21 protein-coding genes are annotated in these 21,481 nt (G+C 51.9%); 14 read left to right on the top strand and 7 right to left on the bottom strand.

Annotation, left to right across the window (positions count from 1 at the left end):
• Positions 1-13: 13 nt before the first annotated feature.
• Positions 14-1,375, bottom strand: a complete 1,362-nt coding sequence (locus EVJ24_RS07935) for a DUF4041 domain-containing protein (protein WP_131440792.1) — start codon at positions 1,373-1,375, stop codon at positions 14-16.
• A 393-nt stretch (positions 1,376-1,768) separates the two neighbouring features.
• Entirely contained in the window at positions 1,769-2,731 is a 963-nt protein-coding gene (locus EVJ24_RS07930) for a DNA/RNA non-specific endonuclease (RefSeq protein ID WP_131440790.1), read from the bottom strand.
• A 197-nt stretch (positions 2,732-2,928) separates the two neighbouring features.
• On the opposite strand from EVJ24_RS07930, the gene EVJ24_RS07925 reads away from it, so the two are divergent.
• The 6 genes from EVJ24_RS07925 (at position 2,929) to EVJ24_RS07900 (ending at position 7,440) form a co-directional block, all read left to right on the top strand.
• Entirely contained in the window at positions 2,929-3,111 is a 183-nt protein-coding gene (locus tag EVJ24_RS07925; protein WP_131440788.1) for a hypothetical protein, read from the top strand.
• Between the two features lie 69 nt (positions 3,112-3,180).
• On the top strand, positions 3,181-4,086 hold the full coding sequence (locus EVJ24_RS07920) for a Gfo/Idh/MocA family protein (RefSeq protein WP_131440786.1): 906 nt from the start codon (positions 3,181-3,183) through the stop codon (positions 4,084-4,086).
• Positions 4,087-4,146: 60 nt separating this feature from the next.
• A complete protein-coding gene (locus EVJ24_RS07915; protein WP_201740361.1) occupies positions 4,147-5,565 on the top strand; it encodes an alanine/glycine:cation symporter family protein in 1,419 nt (472 codons plus the stop codon).
• 109 nt (positions 5,566-5,674) lie between these two features.
• Entirely contained in the window at positions 5,675-6,496 is an 822-nt protein-coding gene (locus EVJ24_RS07910; RefSeq protein WP_131440782.1) for a YihY/virulence factor BrkB family protein, read from the top strand.
• 78 nt (positions 6,497-6,574) lie between these two features.
• Complete coding sequence (locus tag EVJ24_RS07905) at positions 6,575-7,129, top strand: hypothetical protein (RefSeq protein ID WP_070327215.1); 555 nt, start codon at positions 6,575-6,577, stop codon at positions 7,127-7,129.
• Between the two features lie 83 nt (positions 7,130-7,212).
• Positions 7,213-7,440, top strand: coding sequence for a hypothetical protein (locus EVJ24_RS07900; RefSeq protein WP_131440780.1), 228 nt, complete (start codon positions 7,213-7,215; stop codon positions 7,438-7,440).
• 59 nt (positions 7,441-7,499) lie between these two features.
• Here EVJ24_RS07900 and putP read toward each other — a convergent pair whose 3' ends face one another.
• Together putP and EVJ24_RS07890 are read right to left on the bottom strand one after the other, a co-directional pair.
• The gene (putP, locus tag EVJ24_RS07895; RefSeq protein WP_131440778.1) at positions 7,500-8,981 is read right to left on the bottom strand and encodes a sodium/proline symporter PutP; all 1,482 of its coding nucleotides are present in this window, start codon (positions 8,979-8,981) and stop codon (positions 7,500-7,502) included.
• Between the two features lie 351 nt (positions 8,982-9,332).
• Entirely contained in the window at positions 9,333-10,316 is a 984-nt protein-coding gene (locus EVJ24_RS07890; protein ID WP_131440776.1) for a D-alanyl-D-alanine carboxypeptidase family protein, read from the bottom strand.
• 202 nt (positions 10,317-10,518) lie between these two features.
• Here EVJ24_RS07890 and EVJ24_RS07885 point away from each other — a divergent pair, with 202 nt between their 5' ends.
• The 5 genes from EVJ24_RS07885 (at position 10,519) to EVJ24_RS07865 (ending at position 15,943) form a co-directional block, all read left to right on the top strand.
• Positions 10,519-12,051, top strand: a complete 1,533-nt coding sequence (locus EVJ24_RS07885; protein ID WP_131440774.1) for an FAD-dependent oxidoreductase — start codon at positions 10,519-10,521, stop codon at positions 12,049-12,051.
• 66 nt (positions 12,052-12,117) lie between these two features.
• On the top strand, positions 12,118-13,584 hold the full coding sequence (locus tag EVJ24_RS07880; RefSeq protein WP_131440772.1) for a carboxypeptidase M32: 1,467 nt from the start codon (positions 12,118-12,120) through the stop codon (positions 13,582-13,584).
• An 11-nt stretch (positions 13,585-13,595) separates the two neighbouring features.
• Complete coding sequence (locus tag EVJ24_RS07875; RefSeq protein ID WP_131440770.1) at positions 13,596-14,309, top strand: glycerophosphodiester phosphodiesterase; 714 nt, start codon at positions 13,596-13,598, stop codon at positions 14,307-14,309.
• A 250-nt stretch (positions 14,310-14,559) separates the two neighbouring features.
• Positions 14,560-15,357, top strand: coding sequence for a DUF4397 domain-containing protein (locus tag EVJ24_RS07870; protein ID WP_131440768.1), 798 nt, complete (start codon positions 14,560-14,562; stop codon positions 15,355-15,357).
• Positions 15,302-15,943: a class F sortase gene (locus EVJ24_RS07865; protein WP_236637598.1), complete on the top strand. Its 642-nt coding sequence runs from the start codon at positions 15,302-15,304 to the stop codon at positions 15,941-15,943. Before EVJ24_RS07870 ends, EVJ24_RS07865 begins: the two co-directional genes overlap by 56 nt.
• A 483-nt stretch (positions 15,944-16,426) precedes the next feature.
• Here the strand turns inward: EVJ24_RS07865 and EVJ24_RS07860 are convergent, their stop codons facing one another.
• Both EVJ24_RS07860 and EVJ24_RS07855 read right to left on the bottom strand, forming a co-directional pair.
• Positions 16,427-16,864 (bottom strand): MarR family winged helix-turn-helix transcriptional regulator, encoded by a 438-nt coding sequence (locus EVJ24_RS07860; protein ID WP_071397555.1) that lies wholly within the window; start codon positions 16,862-16,864, stop codon positions 16,427-16,429.
• A gap of 89 nt (positions 16,865-16,953) precedes the next feature.
• Positions 16,954-17,997 (bottom strand): GTP pyrophosphokinase, encoded by a 1,044-nt coding sequence (locus tag EVJ24_RS07855; RefSeq protein ID WP_233589544.1) that lies wholly within the window; start codon positions 17,995-17,997, stop codon positions 16,954-16,956.
• A gap of 134 nt (positions 17,998-18,131) precedes the next feature.
• On the opposite strand from EVJ24_RS07855, the gene EVJ24_RS07850 reads away from it, so the two are divergent.
• Both EVJ24_RS07850 and EVJ24_RS07845 read left to right on the top strand, forming a co-directional pair.
• Complete coding sequence (locus tag EVJ24_RS07850) at positions 18,132-18,359, top strand: hypothetical protein (RefSeq protein ID WP_131440766.1); 228 nt, start codon at positions 18,132-18,134, stop codon at positions 18,357-18,359.
• A gap of 103 nt (positions 18,360-18,462) precedes the next feature.
• Positions 18,463-18,786: a general stress protein gene (locus EVJ24_RS07845; RefSeq protein ID WP_035386614.1), complete on the top strand. Its 324-nt coding sequence runs from the start codon at positions 18,463-18,465 to the stop codon at positions 18,784-18,786.
• A gap of 51 nt (positions 18,787-18,837) precedes the next feature.
• Here EVJ24_RS07845 and EVJ24_RS07840 read toward each other — a convergent pair whose 3' ends face one another.
• On the bottom strand, positions 18,838-19,875 hold the full coding sequence (locus EVJ24_RS07840) for an SDR family oxidoreductase (protein ID WP_070327226.1): 1,038 nt from the start codon (positions 19,873-19,875) through the stop codon (positions 18,838-18,840).
• Positions 19,876-20,181: 306 nt separating this feature from the next.
• Here EVJ24_RS07840 and EVJ24_RS07835 point away from each other — a divergent pair, with 306 nt between their 5' ends.
• Positions 20,182-21,477 (top strand): glutamine synthetase family protein, encoded by a 1,296-nt coding sequence (locus tag EVJ24_RS07835; protein WP_131440764.1) that lies wholly within the window; start codon positions 20,182-20,184, stop codon positions 21,475-21,477.
• Positions 21,478-21,481: the final 4 nt, after the last annotated feature.

Raw genomic sequence — 21,481 nt, 5'->3', positions numbered from 1 at the left:
GTCTCCGTTACTTTTAGTGAGAGGCTGCAGCTTCGCTTTCGGACAAAATCTGTAGCGTTCGATTATACTCTTCAGCCTGCGCGAGCATAGTGATTTCAAGCGTCTGATCGAATTCCTGCTTGATGACGTTGGCGACCTCATCGATGTTGACCTTGAAGAACTCCTTCCGGAAGTTCACTTGGTTCACGCGCCGGTCGGCGAACCGTTTGTGGAGTTTGTTCTCGAGATTTGGAGCATCCTCCGAGAAAATCATGGCATGGATGTCGAAGGTGAATGGAACCGAGGCGCTACCGAGCTCACGGATACGGTCGAGCGGCTCCAGACGTCGCGTCATTCCGATCTTGTAGACATGCTCCCCGAAAGATCCGATGTTCGAGATGACATAGACGTAACCGGCTCGCGTATTGCGCTCGCGGTTCTCGATGTCTCCTTTAATCTCCTCGACTTCTTTCAGCTTGGCCTCTAGCTCGGCTATCTTCTCCTCGAGTGCTGTGCGTTCCTCTTCGTTCGCGTTCTTAATTTTGTTACGTGCTGCGAGGAGGGCGGCCTTGAAGTGGGTTTCTTCTTTCTCGACTTTCTTACGCGCCTCTTCGATTTCCTTCAAGACTCGAGCCTCTTCACGCATCTGTTCTTTAATGACTTGTTGTTCTTCTTTCTCCTCTTGCTTCTTCACACGATATCGGTGCATGATTTGTAGCTCTTCAAGTTTCAACTTGAGATAAGTGTCTGTCATGAAAACCGACTGCATATCTGTCAACGAATTGAGTTGCTTAAAGCTTTTCACAATTTTGTCGATTGAGCGGTCATGGTTAGTGTGCTTTACGCCGGCTATGATGACATCACACTCATTGTTGAATGCACGGAGCAATAACTTGATTGTATCGTTGACAAACTCTTTCCCTTTCTTTTTGTCACCATCTACAGTGTAGGCGCCAGGGTGTGTGGTAGCACGTTTGTCTTTTATCAACGCTTTCTGCTTCGCTCGTGCCGCATCGAGTTTTGTCTTCAGTATCTCAGACGTATCTTCGTCTGTGAGATAACGAGGAGGTGAGTATAGACCATGTTCGAGTGCAGACAAGCGGCCTTCATACTCGTTGATGCTTAGTCCGAGCTGGTCACGTGTCCTTTTGAGTGCCTCAACTTCTTTTTCGATGGAAGAGCGCTCTTTATCGATGCCTTTCTTGAACTTATCCAGTTCGGCGCGCAGTTGCTCTTGTTTAGCCTCGTTATGCTTCTCGATGTTTTCAATCTCTTTCTTGAGATCGATGTATCGGACCTCTTCCTTTGTCAATTCAATCCGTTCAATCTCTTTCGTCAAACGCTCGACTTCCTCTCGGTTCTGTCGAGCGTTCATGATATCTTGCCACCAACCCATTCATTCCATCTCCTCTAAGATAAATTAAAATAGTATACGAGGTCACAATTTCTTACCTCTCATGCCCCATTGTGAACGCTATCGAGTTTGAACTCGAGTGGAGACATGAACTTTTCAAAGTTATTCGAACCTATACGCATTATTTTTATATAACTGCCTGTTGATTGTATCATGTAAGATTATTCCATTCTGTGATTTTCAAATGAAAACCGTTCGACAAAATAATATTACTTTGGGAAATATGTCAGTGGTTCAATATCAAATTTCAAAAAAATGATACATACAAATATCGTTCAACAAAAAGAAACGCTCTTCCTTTAACTAGAAAGAGCGTCGTCACATATACTGTTAAATCGGCGTTAAAAAAGTTGACTCACGCGGGGAGGTTACGTGTTATTCTCCGACCATTCCATCCCCATCATTATCCCGCATGTGCGGGTAGAGCCAGTGGTCGCTCGTGATCGGCATGCTGAAGCCCGCATCTTTCGCTTCCTGGATCGTCACTTGCCCGTTCCCGTTTGCATCGACGCTTGATACGTCGCCAGCAGGCTCAGCAGCAGGAGCGGGAGCAGCCTCCGGTTCTGGTTCACTTTCGGTCAATCCGAGCGCTTCGTTCACCTCGTCTGGGTTCACGTTGTCGAACGTGTCGACGATGACATTGCCTTTCAACGTGTATGTGTATTGATAGCTCGACGGGATTTGCGTCTCGGTATCCGGATACGTGATGATGGCCTCGAAATCGGTCGCCCCGCCCGCACTACGAATCACACTTTCCATATAAGCCTGGTCCCCGTGCCGATTGAGCGTGCTGTCTTGCGGGGTGATATTGAAGGCGTTAGAGACGCCCCCGAGCGAATCGGCGATGACATGTCCTTCATCTAGCTTGCTATGTTCGACACCTGGGACTTTCGCCTCGTCCCAGTAGTAGCGTCCTGACGAGGTGACATCCTCGTTCTCATCATCTTGTAGGATGATCTCGTCAGCTGTCACTTTCACGAGTTGCCCATGATCGTTCGTGAACGCCCAATACTCACGGTCTCCGAAACCGACGTCGACGACAACATTCGCCTCGCGATGTCCGGACAAATCACCACCGTCGACTTCGACACGTTCATAACCAGAGAAGCGATCGCTAGTCGGTTGTTGTTCCTCCGCTTCCGTCTCGACAGCGGATTCTTCTTGTGAATCGACCACTTCGACAGATTCCTCTGTTGAATCGGGTACATCGGACGATTCCTCTTGCGAATCGGTCACTTCAGTCGTATCATCGATAGGGGATGACACTTCTTCGGTGCTACATCCGGCCAGTAGAAACATCGCCAGCGGTAAGGCTAAATAAGTAAATCGTGCTTTCATTTAAAAACTCCTTTAATCACTTGGTACACACTTGTTCATTCTAGGAATCTTTGAATGATTATACAAGGCTTATGATTGGAAATTGTAGGATTTCTGAATATATATAACTTGAACGATTTGACTTGATCTGCTTGAAGCGTTTCAATCGTTCAGTTACAGGTTATACATACGTATACATAGTGGAGAGGAGACGTGCCATGCAGTCGTACACCATCGAATATGCGTTTCAAGACAAGGAGCAGACGACACGAACGTGTGAAGTCGAGCTTGATCGAACGCCGGACTTGAACGATAACGAGCAACTCGCTGATCTTTATCAAATCGTATCGGATGCGATTCGTAAGCCGATCACGAGTTTTGAAATTTTAGCGGTCCATTAAATGAACCATCGACCCCGGGCCGACGCTTTGGGGTTTTGTTCAGTCAATCGAAAGAGGAGTGATGTTGAAATGAAATTAGTCGTTGTTGGTTTAGGTGATGTTGCCAAGAAAGCATACTTACCGGTCTATGCCGGGTTAGACGGGGTAGACGTTTACCTTGTCTCGCGGGATCAGGGGAAAGCGGAACAACTCGTCCGTCAATATCGATTCAGCGGTCACTTCAGAACGCTTGAGGACGTCCCGCTCGGTGAGATGGATGCGGTGTTGATCCATTCGACGACGTCAGCGCATGCCGGACAAGCCGAGTATGCCCTTCGTCAAGGTGTCCACGTCTTCATTGATAAACCGGTCACGTTCACGCTCGAGGAGACGGAACGTCTCGTCCGGCTCGCAGACGAGCACGAGGTCGAACTCGTCACCGGCTTCAACCGTCGTTTTGCGACGGCGACGGCGGCGCTCAAAGAAGTCGAGAACCCGAACCTCGTCTTGATCCAAAAGAATCGTACATATCAGCCGGCGACGCTGCGTGAGTTCATCATCGAGGACTTCGTCCACGTCGTCGACACGCTCCGTTACTTGACCGGTCTCAATCCGGTCGAGGACTTGTCTGTTCGGACGCGTTATGAAGGGGATACGCTCAAGCAGCTCCAAATCAATTTCACGGCCGGCGGCGTCGAGGCGGTCGGCATCATGAACCGGGACAACGGCTGCACCGAAGAAGTGATGGAAGTGATGTCACCGGGTCTAAAACGCGTCTCTCGAGACGTCGAGCGCGTCTACGACTTTATGCCCGACGGCATGCTCGAGCGCGCCTTGAGCCCGTGGGAGTCGAATTTGACACGGCGCGGCTTTACGACGATGATCGACGCGTTTCTCAAACTGTTGAACGGGGAGCCGAACGGTTGTGTTCGCGCCGAGGACAGCTTGACGACCCATGCCCTTTGTGAACAAATACTGGACGCGGCAACACGGTGACGGAATCGTTTTTGGCGGGGCTAGACCGGGTAAGAACTCCATAAAAGGAGGGGATGCGCAGTGGATGTCCGCGAATTGGTCATGCAAGCGAACGACCTGTTATGGACGTACGTTCTTATTTTTGTATTGATTGCCGGTGGGATTTTCTTCACGATCCGGATGGGATTCGTGCAGTTTAGAATGTTGCCTGAAATGTTCAAGTTATTGTTCGTCAAAGGAATCAAACACGAGAAAGGGCAAGTGTCTTCGTTCCAGGCGTTCGCCATCGGGACGGCGGCACGGGTCGGTACCGGGAATATCGCCGGCGTCTCGACCGCGATCGCGCTCGGGGGACCTGGGGCCGTGTTTTGGATGTGGCTCATCGCCTTGATCGGCTCGGCCTCGGCTTTCGTCGAGAGCACGCTCGCCCAAGTGTACAAAGTGCATGACGGCAAGGCGTGGCGCGGCGGACCGGCCTATTACATCGAGCGGGCGCTCGGTCAACGTTGGCTCGGGATCGTCTTTGCGATTCTCATCACGTTCGCGTTTGGCTTTGCCTTTAACTCCGTGCAGGCGAACACGATCGCGCTTTCTGTCAATAACGTCTTCGCCATCGATACGGTCTGGGTTGGTGTTATCTTGGCCGTTGCGACGGGGATCGTCATCTTCGGCGGGATCCGGTCGATCTCGACGTTGTCCGGGATCATCGTCCCGATCATGGCGGGTGGATATATCTTGCTAGCGCTCTGGGTCGTGCTGACGAATCTCGACGTCGTTCCGGCCGTGTTCTCGGCCATCTTCTCAGAAGGTGTGCTCGGATTCCAAGAATTGTTAGGCGGGGCCGTCGGAGCGATGGTGCTTCAAGGCATACGGCGCGGCTTGTTCTCGAACGAGGCGGGGATGGGGTCGGCGCCGAACGCCGCCGCGACCGCCGAGGTCAGCCACCCGGTGAAGCAAGGGTTGATCCAATCGCTCAGTGTCTTCGTCGATACGCTGTTCATCTGTACGGCGACCGCGATGATCGTCTTGATCTCCGGGGTTCCCGGTTCTGAAGACTTCCAAGGCATCGAGCTCGCGCAAGAGGCGCTACTGACGGAGATAGGACCGGTCGCAACGACGCTCATGACGATCGCCATCCTGTTGTTCGCCTTCAGCTCGATTTTAGCGAACTATTACTACGGAGAGACGAACATCGAGTTCATCTCGGAACGGAAAGTGTATATCGTCATCTATCGCATCGCCGTGCTAGGGATGATCATGTTCGGCTCGGTCCGCTCGGCCGGACTCGTCTGGTCGATTGCCGACATCTTCATGGGATTGATGGCGCTCGTCAACATGTACGCCATCTTCCGTCTCAGCAAAGTTGCGAAGTTGTTGCTCGACGATTACGTCGCCCAAAAACGGTCCGGACGGGATCCGGTGTTCTCGCGCGATGACGTCGATCTGCCGGGCAAGGAACATCTAGAGGCGTGGGAATCGAAACGAGAACACATCAGTTAAGGACGAGGCAAGAATAGGCAACGACTGTCGTATTCTTGCCTTTCAAGCAACAATTTTTTATTTCACATACCGCATTTATATTAAATAAATTAAGAAAAGAGTAGACAGCATGATACAGACGTTTAAAGTTTTATTCAAGCGCTTTTTTGCCGAACGTTTTTTCGACCAAGCCGCGATGTTGGCTTATTATTTCATCTTGTCGACGTTTCCGTTCTTATTGTTCGTCCTCGGCATTGTTGGATGGCTCCCGTTCACGAGCGGGGACGTCATCTCGGCGCTATCTCTCGTCATGCCGGAAGCGAGCTACCGACTGCTAGAAGGGAACATCGAGGCGATATTTGACGACTCGAGGCTGCGTCTGGCGTCGCTCAGCATTTTGCCGGCGCTATGGATTTCGTCGATGGCGGTCCAGTCGCTCGTCCGGTCATTGAATGATGCGTATCGCCTCATCCGGAACAAGTCTTTCTTAAGAGGGGCTCTCCAGGACATCGCCGTCACGCTGGCACTCATGTTCGTTCTGCCGTTCTCATTGGTCATCCCTGTGGCCGAGACCGCGCTGCGCGAACTGTCGACACGGATCATCTTTGTCGACGACATCGTCGCGGGATATGCGCAAATATGGTTTTACTTCCGCTGGGTCGTCGGGACGCTCGTCATGTTTGGTGTCTTCCTGCTCGTCTACAAATGGCTGCCGAGCCATCGCGGGACGTTCCGTGACAGTTGGGCCGGGGCAACACTCGCTACTATCGGCATATTGACAGTATCCAACGTCTTCAGCTACTATTCTCAATATGCCAACTACGAACAGTTTTACGGTCAGCTCGGTGCGTTTATTATCTTGTTGGTTTGGTTTTATTTGGCGGCTTCCGTCATCCTCCTCGGAGGGCTATTGAACGCGACGCTCATTGAACAAAAAGAAATTTCCGATTGACCTGCAAATGCTTGTTATCATTCAACGATTGAGGGAATGATACCGTTAAGACACATCTTTTAATCGGAGGTGGGAAACATGGATATGCAACGGCTCGTACACAATCGTCGTTTCATCGATCAAACATTGTTTTACCTCGCCTTACAATTATGGAAGTGGGTCATGTTATTACCGGTACTCTTTTATTTGGATATCTCAATGAGCACCGCTCCATTTTCGCAATACTTGATGGTCAGCCTCCTGCTGTACGTCACGTTTCGTGTCATCCAATACGTGGTCGCCAGCCGGGCTTCCTTGATGGAGCTGTTAGAATTCGGCTATGCGGTCTTGTCACTCGTGCTCGTCCTGTTTTTACTGATCGAGCTCTCCGCTTCTCCTGGTGCCATCGCTTTGATCGTCGGAGTGTTCTTGGTCCACCCGTCGTTGGCACTGCACCACTATCGTGACTTCACGGAACGGAAGTGGTTGAATAAGCAGTTCCAGCTGTTCAGCCCGATGCTACGGGAAGGGGAGGTCCCCGTTCACGTGCTCGTCTTGACCGAAGATGAGATTGTGATCACGGCCGAGAGCGGCAAGGAGTTCACGTATCGACATATTTACTGGGGTGGCTTCTATTTCGAAAACGTTTCATGAAGGTGGTAAGGTGATTGAATAATATAATTGTTATCGTATTTTGGGTTGTCACGTTCGTCGCTTTTTTTAAAGGGGCTTACGACATGTGGCGGGAGTATCGTGCCACGAAACAGAAATCGGTGCTCTACTTTCTGATTGTCTTGATCCTCACCTGGTTTTGGTTCAATCCGTACGAATTGACCGCGCTTCATCCGTTCGTCTTAATGGCGTATTATTGGAACCGAAATCGATGGATGAGAAATGCCATGCTCGCACTCGTGCTCGCCACGTTCTTCCTCCAACTTTGGGTGATGGCGGGGACGATGTACTAAAGAAGTACAACCGACAAAAAACGCTCGACCCGTGAATTGGGTCGAGCGTTTTGTATGACTTAATCTTTTCTAGCGGCAGCAAGTTCTGTTTCCATTTCACTGAACTCACGGTTGATTCGTTTTTGTTCGCGTTGGCTCGTGAACGTGCTGACGAGAACGATGGCAAGCATACTCAAGAAGAAGCCTGGCACCATCTCATAGATGACGCTCGAGAGTCCCGTGATGATCCAAAGGATGACCGTGATGGCACCGACGAGAATACCGGCGAGTGCGCCTTGGCGAGTCATCTTCGTCCAATAGAGCGACAAGAGGATCGTTGGACCGAAGGCCGAGCCGAATCCGGCCCAAGCATAACCGACGAGCGTCAAGATCGTGTTCGATGGGCTGAGCGAAATGAGTGTCGCCACGATACCGACCGTCAATACGCCGATTCGACCGGCGAGTACCATCGTTTTATCGCTTGCATCTTTGTTGAAGAACTTACGATAGAAGTCTTCAGTCAACGCCGACGACGTGACGAGCAATTGCGACGATACAGTCGACATGACGGCTGCGAGGATCGCTGCGAGCAAGAATCCGGTGATGAACGGATGGAACAAGACGTCAGAGAAACGGATGAACACCGTCTCCGGGTCAGCTAGCGGATTGCCTTGACCACGGAAGTAGGCGATACCGACGAGGCCGGTCATGACCGCACCGATGATCGAGACGGTCATCCAGCCCATACCAATCCGACGTGCCGCTTTCAATGATTTCACATCTCTGATCGCCATAAAGCGAACGATGATGTGCGGTTGGCCAAAGTAACCGAGTCCCCAAGCGAGGAGACCGATGATCCCTAGCGTTGTCGTCCCTTTAAACAAGTCGAACAGGTCAGTGTTGATCGCTGTCGCTGTGTTGACAGCGTTCGACATCCCACCGACGTCTGTCAAAGCGACGACCGGTACGAGTACGAGTGCGATGAACATGATAATTCCTTGTGCAAAGTCTGTCCAACTAACAGCAGTGAATCCACCGAAGAGCGTGTAAAGAATGACGACGCTGATCGTGGCGATGACACCGGTCTGATAGTTGATCCCGAACGAGCTTTCGAACAACTTCCCGCCAGACACAAGTCCAGCTGACGTATAGAACGTGAAGAAGATGATGATAACGGACGCTGATAGGATCCGTAGCCAGTTCGAGTGATCTCGGAACCGATTCTCTAAAAAGTCAGGAATCGTGATCGAGTCATTTGCCATCTCCGTGAAGACACGTAGACGGGGAGCGACTAACAAGTAGTTCAAGTAAGCTCCGATGACCAATCCAACGGCTAACCAAATCGCTGATAATCCTGTGGCATACATTGCCCCCGGAAGACCCATTAACATCCAACCACTCATATCCGAAGCTCCGGCTGACATGGCGGTAACACCCGGCCCCATTTTGCGGCCGCCTAACATATAATCTGATGAGTCGGTCGTTCGCTTATAAGCGACGTAACCGATAGTTAGCATCATCACGAGGTAAAGCGCGATGGATACCCATTCTTGCCATAACATTTGATTACCTCCTGTACGCTTTCAATGTTGTTCAACAGTTTTGGTTTGAAATGTGGGAAGTCTCCCATAAAGATGACGAAACCAACTGATTTTACGAACTTGTCACTAACCTTAACGGACCTTCAGAATGATTGCAAACTGTCATCTTTTCATAAAAACGGCTCTAAAGCCCATTATACCAACGGATGAACAGGCTATTTTTCATTCAAAAAGTTTAAATATTCTGACAATTAGAAATATTGAGGCAATGCCTCTGTAATCTATCTGTAACATAAGCGGCTGTTTTGAAGACGAACACGCCACAAAAAAAGACCTGAACCGATCAGTTCAGGTCTTCGTCATATGTAACGTTCATTCAGCCTGACGTCCGAATGCGAGTTGTTCGACCAACCGCATCGTCGGGAACGTCTGTCCGGAACGCGCCTGCATCGTCACAAGCGCGTACTGCTTGCCTTGATGCTCCATTAAGAACACCATCGTGTAGCCCGATTCGTCGGTATAGCCGGTCTTCGTCGCCTTGACGAGGTCCGAGTAGTGGATGCTGCGGCTGTTGATCGCCGACCCGAGGTGATACCACCACCGTCGCTTCATCAATCCATCTTTGTCTTCGAACTTCGCCTCGTACTCATATGTTCCGGCGATTTTGACGAGTTCGGGATACGTCCCGAATGCGTAAGTGATTTTAGCCATGTCGCGTGCCGTAGTATAGTGGTCCGGGTCCGAATAGCCGTGGGCATTTTTGAAGTTCGTGCCAGTCAAGCCTAGGACGCGGGCCCGTTCATTCATCAGTTCAACGAATTCTGCCGTCGAGCCGCTCACATACTCCGCCAAGCTATTGGCGGCATCGTTTCCCGATTCGAGCAGTGTCGCGTAGAGCGCTTGCCGGACGGTCAGGCGGTCGCCGACGGCGAGATGGACGATGTGACTGTCCCAGGGGATGTCGAGCGTCGTCGCGTGCACTTCGACGACGGGGCGGTCCATTTCGCCGGAGACCTCCGCTTTCTCATAGGCGAGCAATACCGTCATCAGCTTGGTCGTACTGGCCGGGTATACACGCTCCTCCCCGTGTTTGTCCAACAAGACGACACCGTCCGTCAAATCAACGAACGTCATCGCCCCGACATGAATCTGTTCCGGGTCGACGGTCAAGGTTGAACTTTCGGTCCATTCTTGCATCGGGATGTTCGGGAAAGTCGGTCCTTTTTTGACCGGCACTGTCACTGTCACCGGCGCCTTCGGACCAGGTTTCATCGGCGTTTCTTGCTTGAAGCCGATGAGTGCCGGAATGATCGCGATCATTCCGACGAGCATCAAGCCGACAGTCAAGCGTCTCATTATATAGGTGTGTCTACGGTGTCTACGGGTACGTTTCACTTTGCAATCGCTCCTTCATAGTTTACTTTTCTACCATAATGGATGTCGGGCAATGAAATCGTCATCAAAATCGAGAAACAGGTCAATATTTATCGAGTGATGAAACAGAAGGGAATGGGTATACACATAAGCAGACACGTTCATTCCTAAAGGAGGTATCATCATGCATCGCTATCCATTCACGAATTCATTGTGGCGACAACACGATCGCACCCTACAGTATCCACGACTCGAGAGTTCCGTTTCTTGTGACATCGTCGTCATCGGGGCGGGGATCGCCGGACTCGTCACCGCCTATGAGCTTCAAAACCGGGGCAAGCAGGTCGTCCTGCTCGAAGCGATGGAAGTCGGCCGCGGCACGACGGGGCACACGACGGCCAAATGTTCCGTCCAGCATGGCGCCATCTATTCGAAATTGATGCAGACGTTCAATGAAGAGATGGCACGTCTTTACTATGAGTTCAACGATGAGGCGCTCGACTATTTGAGACGTCAAGTCGAAACCGGGTTTGACATCGATTACGAAGTGAAAGATTCATATCTTTATACGATCGACAGCTCGAGTCAGCTGGCCTCCGAGATCGAGGCGTATCAAAAAATCGGGTTGAATGGTGGGGATGCGACGAACGAGGTCAACGCAGTCTTTCCATTTCCGGTACAACAAGCAGCCGTCATCCGCGACCAAGCCCAGATTCATCCGGTGAAATATTTGAACGAACTGGCGAGTCGTTTTGTCGAAGCGGGCGGGAAGCTTTATGAGAAAACACGGGCGACGGAGATCAGCCAAAGCCCTCGTCCCATCGTCACGACATCGACCGGGCGCCGTGTCCAAGCCGATCAAGTCGTGGTCGCGACGCATTATCCGTTCAACGACATCCGTGGACTATACTTCTCGAAATTTGAGGTCGAACGGTCCTACATCGTCGCTTGCGAGACGAACGGTCCCGTGCCGGACGGCATGTATTTGAGCGTCGATTCGCCGAGTCGCTCGTTCCGGACGTTCGATGACGGCCATCGCTCGTACGTCCTCGTCGGAGGGGAGGGGCATCTGAGCGGTCACGTGACGGAGACGCGGACGCGCTACGACCGGTTGGAGCAGTTCGCGAATGAGGCGTTCCGCGCTAAAAAATCAAGTTTCCGTTGGTCGTCCCAAGACTTGATCACGTTGGACCATCTTCCTTACGTCGGTCAAATGTTCAGTCGTGAACCGGACATCTTCGTCGCTACCGGATTCGCCAAATGGGGGATGACGAACGGGATCGCATCCGGGCTGTTGCTCGTCGACCTACTGACCGGTCACGAGAACCGGTTTACCGAACTGTTGGATCCGCTCCGTTCGAAGTTCAAACCGGCGGATGTCGGTCAGTTCTTGAAGACGAATATAGACACGGCTACCCAATTCGTCAAAGGAACGCTCGAGAAGCCGGGCTCGCTCGACGACCTCCAACTCGACGAAGGTGGGATCGTTCACGTCGATGGCAAGAAAGTCGGCGCTTATCGGGATCTCGACAACAACTGTCATCTCGTATCGACCCGTTGCACGCACATGGGTTGCGGCGTCAATTGGAACAACGCGGAGCGGTCTTGGGACTGTCCATGCCATGGATCGCGCTTTGACACGCAAGGAAACGTCCTTGAAGGTCCGGCGACGAAGCCGCTCCACTATGAGCAAAAAGCGGATGTGTCGAAAGAATAGGCATTTTTCGTCACATCGATTAAAGTAGAGAGGTAAGGAAACAACTGTCATAGGGGTGGGAATCAGATGGAAATTACAAAGCAATGGCGTGAACATTTCAAACAGTTACGTGCGTTCGATGAAGCGATCTCGCTACTATATTGGGACATGCGGACACAGATGCCGGAACAGTCGGCCCCGCTTCGTGCCGAGACGATCGGTTACTTGTCGACAGAGGCGTTCAAACGTCAGACGAGCGATTCGTTCGCGGAACTGCTCGCCGAGATGACAGCGACCGAAGAGTTGACACCGACCGAGGTCCGCTCGGTCGCCGTGGCGAAGACGCAATATGAACGGAACGCCAAAATCCCTCCGGCGGAGTATCAGGCCTATGTGACACTTGTCTCTGAAGCCGAGACGGCATGGGAAAAGGCGAAAGACAAGAACGATTGGGGCACATTCGCCCCGTATTTAGAAAAAATCGTCGCGTTCCAGCGTAAGTTCGCGGATTATTTCGGATATGAGACGCATCCGTACGATGCGTTGCTCTATGATTACGAACCGGGTATGACCGTCGAACAACTCGACGAATTGTTCCAGACGTTACGGGACGAGCTCGTCCCGTTGATCCGTCAGTTGAAGTCGAGCAAGCATGAACTCGACTGGTCGATGGAGGCGGCGGTGCAAGAACAGATCTGTCACGATTGGATGCGGGTCGTCGATTATGACTTGTCCCGCGGTCGTCTCGACGCGACCGTGCATCCGTTCGAGATCACGATCAACCGCCGCGACGTGCGGATCACGACGAAGTATGATGAGTCGGACTTCCGCAACGCCCTGTTCGGGACGATGCACGAGGCGGGCCACGCGACGTACGAGCAACAGATCGACGAGGCGCTTGACGAGGTCGGACTCGGGGGAGGCGCATCGATGGGTATCCATGAGTCACAGTCGCTCTTCTTTGAAAACTTCGTCGGGCGCAGCGAGGCGTTTTTACGTAGCGTCTATCCACGGCTACAAGAACGACATCCGGCGTTTCAAGATATCGACTTCGATACGTTCTACGCGGGCGTGAACGAGGCGAAGCCATCGCTCATCCGGATCGAGGCGGATGAACTGACGTATAGCCTCCATATCATCATCCGCTACGAGCTTGAGAAGGCACTCATCCAAGGCGATTTGACCGTCGCAGAGCTGCCGAGTGCTTGGAACGAGAAATATCGAGAATACTTAGGCGTTGAGGTTCCAAATGATGCGAAAGGCGTATTGCAAGACGTCCATTGGGCCGGCGGGTCGTTCGGCTACTTCCCAAGCTATGCGCTCGGATTGATTTATGCGGCGCAGTTGACCGAGACGCTCAAATCGGAACGGGCCGACTTTGAGACGTTAGTGCATGAAGGCGAGTTCGGCCCGATCAAACAGTGGCTCGAGACGAACGTCCATCGCCACGGTAAGTCGCTCACCCCGAACGAGCTGATCAAGCAAGTGACCGGAGGCGATATCTCGGTCGGTCCGCTCGTCCGCTATTTGACGAAAAAATACGTCACCGAGTAAGGAGTCTTCCGATGAAGCTATTCGCGCACCGCGGGGTGATGAACCAGTTCCCGGAGAACACGATGGCGGCGTTTCGCGCAGCGCTCGCCGCCCATGCCGACGGGATTGAAACGGACGTCCATTTGACGAAAGACGGTCGCCTCGTCTTGATTCACGACGAGACGATCGACCGAACGACTGACGGGTCGGGCCGTATTGCCGAGATGACGTTGTCCGAGCTCGGACGATACAACGCCGGTGTCTTATTCGACCTCGAGGAGCGTATTCCGACACTAGACGACCTGTTAAACTTGGTAAAAGGAACGAGCGCCTGTCTCAACCTTGAAGTGAAGACGGACATCGACCGGTACGAGGGGATCGAAGACCGGCTCGTCGAGACGCTGCGAGCCCATCAGTTCCCGGCCGACCGCGTCCTGTTCTCTTCCTTCAATCATGAGACGCTCTACCGGTTGAAGCGGTTAGCACCCGAGTACGAGTCTGCCGCGCTCATCGCCCAACCGCTGTTCGACCTGGCCGGCTACTTGAACGAGCTCGGGGCGACAGGCGTGCATCCAAGTGTCCGAACGATGACCGATGACGAAATCAAGCTCATTCAACAGAACGGTGTTAAGGTCCGTCCGTACACGGTCAAGACGATCGAACAGCTGAAACGGTTCGAACGGCTCGGTGTCGATGCGGTCTTCGTCAACGATATCGAGTGGGCTCGAGCACATTCAACCCCGTAACAGGTCGTTACGGGGTTTTTAAATTTATGGGAACGGGAAGGAAGACTATGTAAAGAAAACGGTAACAACCAAATGTGCCGACCGGCATATTCAAAGCACACCGTCATCTTTACGCCGTCGTCCTGTTGTCTTAAGTTTAAGATGTCACCAGCTACATAGCAATCAGATGTAGCACACTATGCAGCATCGCATCAAACTTGTCGTATGCAGTCGATCGGTCAACCCAAGGAAAAAAAGGAGGAAATTTCACATGAAGAAATTGATGTCTTTACTTGGTACACTCGCTCTAGCGTTCGCGTTCATCCTGCCAGTCAGTGCAGATGGACACGAGAACGCGATGGTCCGTGTGCTCCACGCTTCGCCTGACGCCCCTGCGGTGGACGTCTATGTCAACGGTGAAGTCGCAGTCGAAGGCGCGGAGTTCAAAGCGCTTACGGATTACTTGACACTACCGGCTGGTGACTACAACGTCGAAATCAAACCAGCAGGCGACACTGAGACAGTCGTCGTCGCAGCCGACCTTTCAATCGAAGCTGGTAAATTCTACACAGCGGCAGCGATCGGTCAACTTGCAAACATCGAGATCGCAGCGATGGAAGATGACGCCAACTTTGAAGAAGGCAAATCGAAAGTCCGCGTCGCTCACTTCGCACCTGACGCACCTGCAGTCGATGTAGCTCCAAAAGGTGGAGACCCACTCTTCTCAAACCTCGAGTTCAAAGCAGTCAGTGACTATGGTACACTCGATGCTGGAACGTACGATCTTGAAGTTCGCCCAGCTGGCGCGACTGACGTCGTAAAAGCACTTGATGGCGTCGCCCTCGAAGGCGGTAAAAACTATACGGCATTCGCAATCGGACTTCTTGAAGGGGAGCCTGCTTTCGAAGTACTCCTCGCAGCTGATGGTGGAGAAATGGCAGGAGCTCCTGAGACAGGTCAAGGTGGTCTCGCTCAGACAGCTTCAATGAACTGGTTGCTCGCAGCAGCAGTACTTGGCGCAGCAGCAGCTGGCTTCTACGTCTTTCGTCGTCAGAAACAAGACGCTTAAGCTACTTTTGATCGGAACGTTCTCGTTCCTCATCGTAGCACCAGTAGCGGACGCCCCGGACATGGATGCGAAACTTTCAACTGTCGGATTCGCAGACCCGCTCGTGTTGGCCGCCACTGAAATCGATCGTCAGTCCTTTCACACTGAGACGTTCGTCCCGAAACGACTGAAAATTCCGTCTATTGACGTCGATACTGTCATCCAACCGGTCGGTAAAGACCGATACGATCGGATGGACACACCGGCTGAAGCAGACGAGGTCGGCTGGTATCGTTACGGGGCGAAAGCAGGAGCGAAAGGAAACGTCGTCTTATCCGGACATTTAGACGATTTACAAGGCCCGGCCATTTTCGCTAATCTTGATCAGATACGACTTGGAGAGCAGGTGACGCTCCAACGTAACAAGCAAGTGATCGAATATGAGGTCGTGTCAGTCGAACGGTACCGGGTCGAAGATGTTCCGCTCGCCTCGATTTTCGCAGCGACACAATCGGTTCGTCTTCAACTCATCACGTGTGCGGGTCCTTATGACCCAGAACATGGGTATCGAGACCGGATCGTCGTCACGGCGATTGTTAAGCAATAGCACAATTTTTCAACTCGGGATGAAAATCATCCCGAGTTTTTTGATATATTATAAACTGTCGGAAAATTGATTGAATAAATTGACGGGGGATTTAACAGAGCGTGCTAAAAAGAAAACACATCGCAAATGTAGGACTGTTCATTGTTTTTTGGTTATTCAGTTACGAGAGAGTTGGGACTGGCAGCGGCAGTTTCCTACTTGCGATCGGCATATATTTGACTTGGCAGTTCGTGTTAGGTCGTGACTCAGTGAAAGAGAAACGGGAACTGAGTAAGAAAATGAGAGAAATGCGTCTCCATAATGAGCAAGACTTGTTTTTTGAAGAGCACCGAAGATGGAATGAAAAGATGAGGGCGCGTGAACAGGCAGCCAATCAGGCGCAGCTAGGTGAATGAATCTGATATCTAAAACAAGCAACAGGTCCCGATGATTCGGGACCTGTTGCTTGTTTTAAGTCGTATTCACTATAAAGTCTGGTTCGCCTTAGGCGTCCATGCGATCGAGCAACTTCGAGAGAAGGACCAATTCTTCGTCTGAAAAATCGCCGAACACGTCCATCAAGTACTCGATTTTCATGTGTTCGAGCGTTTCGAACAAGACACGGCCTTCCTCTGTCGCTTGAAGTTCGACGACACGACGGTCGCGATCGCTGCGTTCGCGCGAGATCAAGCCTTTTTTCGTCAACTCATCAGCAAGGGCCGTGATCATCGAGGCCGAGAATTGAAACTCATTCGACAAAGCCGAGGCGATTTGTGGACTATTTTGACAGAGCGATCGGAGGATGAAGAATTCGTTACGCGTCAAGTATTGCGAAAACATCGAGCGGAGGTTCTTTTTCACTCCGCGGTAGTTCATGCGAATCCCACGCTCAGCGTCTGCGACGAGCTGGCGACGGGATGCCGTGTGTACAGGTGTTGTCATCCTCGAAAGTCCCTTCTATAAAAAATCATTATTTGCATATATTTCAGTACATAAAAACATTCTACAACAAAAACATGAAGTCTGTAAAGTTATGATGGCTCTTCGTGGATACGCAATTCTTGAATGATTTCGTCGTAATGCTTCAAGTCCGGATAAAACCGACGGAAGAAGAATTCGATCTGTTGATCATCGCCTTCCGCGAGCAGTTTGGCGAGAACGGCATAGACGACACCCATCCCTTGACGCGGCAGCAACGAGGACGGCAGTAGCGTCGCACATTGAACGGCTCGATTGAAGTAACGATCGAGCGTATCCCTCAAATCTTGGAACGTTCGGATCTCGGCATAATGGAACATGCGCGTCAGCTCGACGATGGTCGACAAGTCGGTCTCGAGTAGCCAGTCGCTTTGGAAGATGGCGTTATCAAGCTTCTCGACGGTGACGTCGTTGGCGATATAGTAGTTCAAGTTATCGCGGGTGATCGTGACTTTCTCCGGTGACTCGACGATCCGTTCGACCGTCTCTTGTTCGAACGTGCGCAACTGTTTGCGAATATTGACGAACTCCGAGTCCGCGATCTCGAGCAGTCCGGCGACACGGCTGAAGCTGCGCTTAATCTCTGGTGGGACCGCGTTCGGGTTCTTATAACCTAAATCGTGCTCGATCTCGGCCCAGGCGTGCTGGAGAATCGAGCGGACTTGGATCTCGGCCTCTTTCTCCTCAAAACGGCGATATTCACCGAGGGCGAGCCGTTTGTCGCTCAATCCGACGACGTAATGGACGGACAGGTATCCGAACTCGTTCGGGTCGAGCAACGTCGACTTGTCGATCGACTGCTCGCGGTCGATTCGAAACTCTTCTTCAAGAATATGGGCGACGGCGCGGACGTCATCATGAAAATAAGTGACGATCCGGATCCCGGCCAAATCTTGGACGTCACGCAGCGACCGGTACTGGTACGGCTTGCGGGACAGTTTCGCATATAGGCTCTCGGCTTCTTTCGCTCGGGCGACGATCGAGTGGAACTGGATCCCGGCATCGTCCAACAGTTCGCTCAGCAGCGACTTCAGCTTGGCGGCGAACGCCTCATAGTCCTCTTTCTCATTCATATAGTCGAGCATGATTGTGTTCATATCCTGTCTCGGCATCTCAATCACTCCTTGTCTCATTGTTCTTATTATATCATCAATGAAAACTTGATAGCACGGCGGTACTTCCCGGTTGATATGATACAATACGTCAGAGAAAAAGGGGAAGGGAGAATGTTATGAAAGTGTCGCATACGTTCAAATCGCCTGAGCGCGAGAAACTTGAAATCGTTTCGGGCCTGTTGCAACAGGCCGGTTACAAAGTCTCGAAGCTCAGTTCGCAACCCGAACAGTTTCGGATAAAAGCCGGGCGGGAAGGGGTGGAGACCGAAGCCGGAGAGCGACAGCGCATCCAAGCGCTTGTCGACCATTTCGAGATCGAGTATTGGTCTTGCACGATACATTGACCTCTTGTTAATAAAACGATTCGTCCAATCGGGTTTTATGACTCACTTTTCGGGAATAGTATATTATTCGATTTTAGAAAGCGAACGTTTAGGAGGATGAAAGATGTTAGAAACGAGAATTGTGCCAGATATGACTTCGGTCGACCATGAAGTGAACGGAATGGTGTCGGGCGGATGCGTCAATGAGAGCATTTACTTATTTGCCAAAGATGAAGAATTGACGATTCGACTCGCTGCCGAAGCGGGTGTGCAGCCTTACCGCATCACCGAGAAGGGCATGTGGGAATCACTCGTGTCAAAATTCACGAAAAACTCGGATGACCGCCTTGACCAGCTCGAGAGCCTCGGGCTGACGAAGCAGATGGTCGAATCACTTGAAAGTGAGATTCAGGACGGTAAAATCGTTCTCGTTTGCGACAAGAGTTGAGTAATCATTTTAAAACGGACCTGACAAATTTGTCAGGTCCGTTTTTTGATGTCACTTCGTATCGTAGTAGGCGTCGACGATCCGGCGGAGCGACCGTTCATCCAAATCAAGCGGCTTATAGCCGGCATCGGCCAAAAGTTGCTTCGTATTTTGATCGTTGAAGACGATATTACGATTCAAATAAGGATTGAACACTTTCACCATCTCGTTGAACGTGTGCTCAACGTTGCTGAGCTTTGAGGATTGAGTCTCGGTGATCTTGAGATGCGGGAACGCGAGTGCCTGCTTCATATACTCGAGCATCGTCTCGTTCCGGGGCGGGGCATCGTTCGTCACGTTGTAAATCGTGTTCGGGCGGGCGTGCTCGATGGCGGCGAGCAACACGTCGGCCACGTAATCGACCGGGACGAGGTTAGACGTACCGGTCTCCGAGCCGAGCAGACGGATCGGTTCGGCCGGGGCACCTCGACGCTCGAGGCGGCGCTTGAACACCTCGAGGGCGCGCATGTAACCGTACATCGTGAACTTCGAGTCGGCTTCCCCGGTTTTCGAGTCGCCGACGATGATTGCCGGACGGAAAATGGAGACGGCGAGGTCGTGTCGGGCCGCCCATACTTCGCGTTCGGCATGGGCCTTGCTCTCCTCATACGGATTATGGAACGGCTGGTCCGTCGCATATAGCGTCTCATCGCCTGCTTCACGAGCCCCGAGCGTGTAGGCCGTGCTGACATGGAAGAAGCGGGGGCAGTGCAACGCCTTCGTTAAAGCGAGGGCCTGTCTCGTCCCCGTCAAGTTCGTATCGAACAGCTCCTCGCGCAATTCTTCGTCGAATTTGACGAGCGCCGCCATGTGGAGCACCAAATCGAATTGATCAACGTTTGATTGGATAAACGCCTCGTCCGCTCCAAGGAGCGGAGCCGTCAAATCACCGGCGAGCACGTCAATCGAACGAAGTTCACTCTTCGTAAACATCGCCGTCACTTTCTGTGGCGTTCGGGCCAAGACGCAAAGTCGATGTCCTCGGGCAATCAGTTCGCGGGCGAGCCGCCCTCCTAAAAATCCGGTCGCACCGGTCATAAATATATTCACAGCGTTCTTCCTCTCTGTTCAGTCTCTACCCATCATACCAAGCGTCACGAGAATGAGCCACTTCGAACTCAGATTTTTATAGCAGCATCAACGGTCTACGCGATCCGCCGCGAGTAAAACAAACGCGCGAGCAGGACCACGCTCTTCCTTCCCGAGGAGCATGCTCATCGATGCCGAGACGCCAAAATCGAAAGAATAGGGGTTTAACTTTTTAAAAAGTAGGTTATGACTTAAGGAGAAGCGTACGTATGGTACGTCATGACAGTGATGACCTGTCAAATAAATTAAGTGAGGTTTTTAAGAATCATGGCAAATCTATTCGGAACTGATAAGGACGGCAATAGGAAGAAGCAAGAAGAGATTGAAAAAACGGTCCAAGAGAAAGGGATTACACAAATCCACATGTATTTCTCTGACGTGATCGGAGACTTGAAGCTGTTGACTCTTTCTGCAAAGTTGTTGCCGGAAGTTTTTGAAGGGAAGACGATGTTCGACGGCTCGTCAATCGCCGGTTTTTCTTCTATCAAAAACTCAGACCTATTCTTGAGACCGGATTTAGATCGACCACGCTACGAACAAGACGGTGACGAGAGCATCCTCGCTTTCTTCTGTGACGTCTGTACACCAGACGGCGAACGTTACGAGTTCGACCCGCGCAACGTGTTGAAAGACGCGTTAGAGCGCGCTGCCCGTGACGGTTACTCCATCTTCGTAGGGGCCGAACCAGAATTCTTCATCTTTGACGAAAACGGCGAGTTTTATGACGAGGCCGGTTACTTCTCGACACGTTCAGAAGATAAAGGCTACGAAGTACGTCAACATATCGCCAACCGCTTGAGCGAGGTCGGCTTCAACATCGAAGCGGTCCACCACGAGGTCGCACCGGCCCAACACGAGATCGGCATCAAGTACGACACCGCCTTGCACACGGCGGACAACATCCAGTTCTTCAAGGAAGTCGTCCAGCTCGCGGCACAGGAAAAAGGGGCTAAAGTATCGTTCTTGCCAAAACCGCTCCGTGACGTCAACGGATCAGGGATGCACTTGAACATCTCGGTCTGGAACAACGACAAAGACGGCAACCCGGTCGATAACGCCTTTGAAGAGCCGGAGTCTGACTACGGTCTCTCGCACACGGCCCGCCACTTCATCGAAGGGATCTTGAAGCATGCCCGGGCGACGGCCATCTTCACGAACCCGCTCCCAGAATCATACGAGCGCCTCGTCCCAGGGTTCGAGGCACCGGTCAACATCTGTTGGAGCCCGTCGAACCGTAGCTCGATGATCCGCATCCCAGCTTCACGCGGCAGCGCGACACGCGTCGAGGTCCGTAACCCAGACCCGAGCGCAAACCCGTACTTGGCACTTGCGGCGCTCATCTACGCCGGTCTTGAAGGGATCGAGCATAAGATCGAGCCGTCGGCACCGAACGAGGACGACTTGTTCGAGTACTCGGCGAAACAGATCGAGAGCCAAGGCATCTCGTCGCTCCCGGCGACGTTCCATGAGTCGATCCAAGCATTGAAGCAAGACCGTTTCCACGACTACTTCAACCACGACATGATCGACCGTTACTTGTCGCTCATCCAAGTCCGTAAGTAATCCG

This window comes from Exiguobacterium sp. SH1S21, from assembly GCF_004337175.1.
Taxonomy (GTDB): Bacteria; Bacillota; Bacilli; order Exiguobacteriales; family Exiguobacteriaceae; genus Exiguobacterium; species Exiguobacterium aurantiacum_A.
The sequence above is the reverse complement of the archived record's forward strand: the minus strand, read 5'-3'. Positions and strand labels throughout refer to the sequence as shown.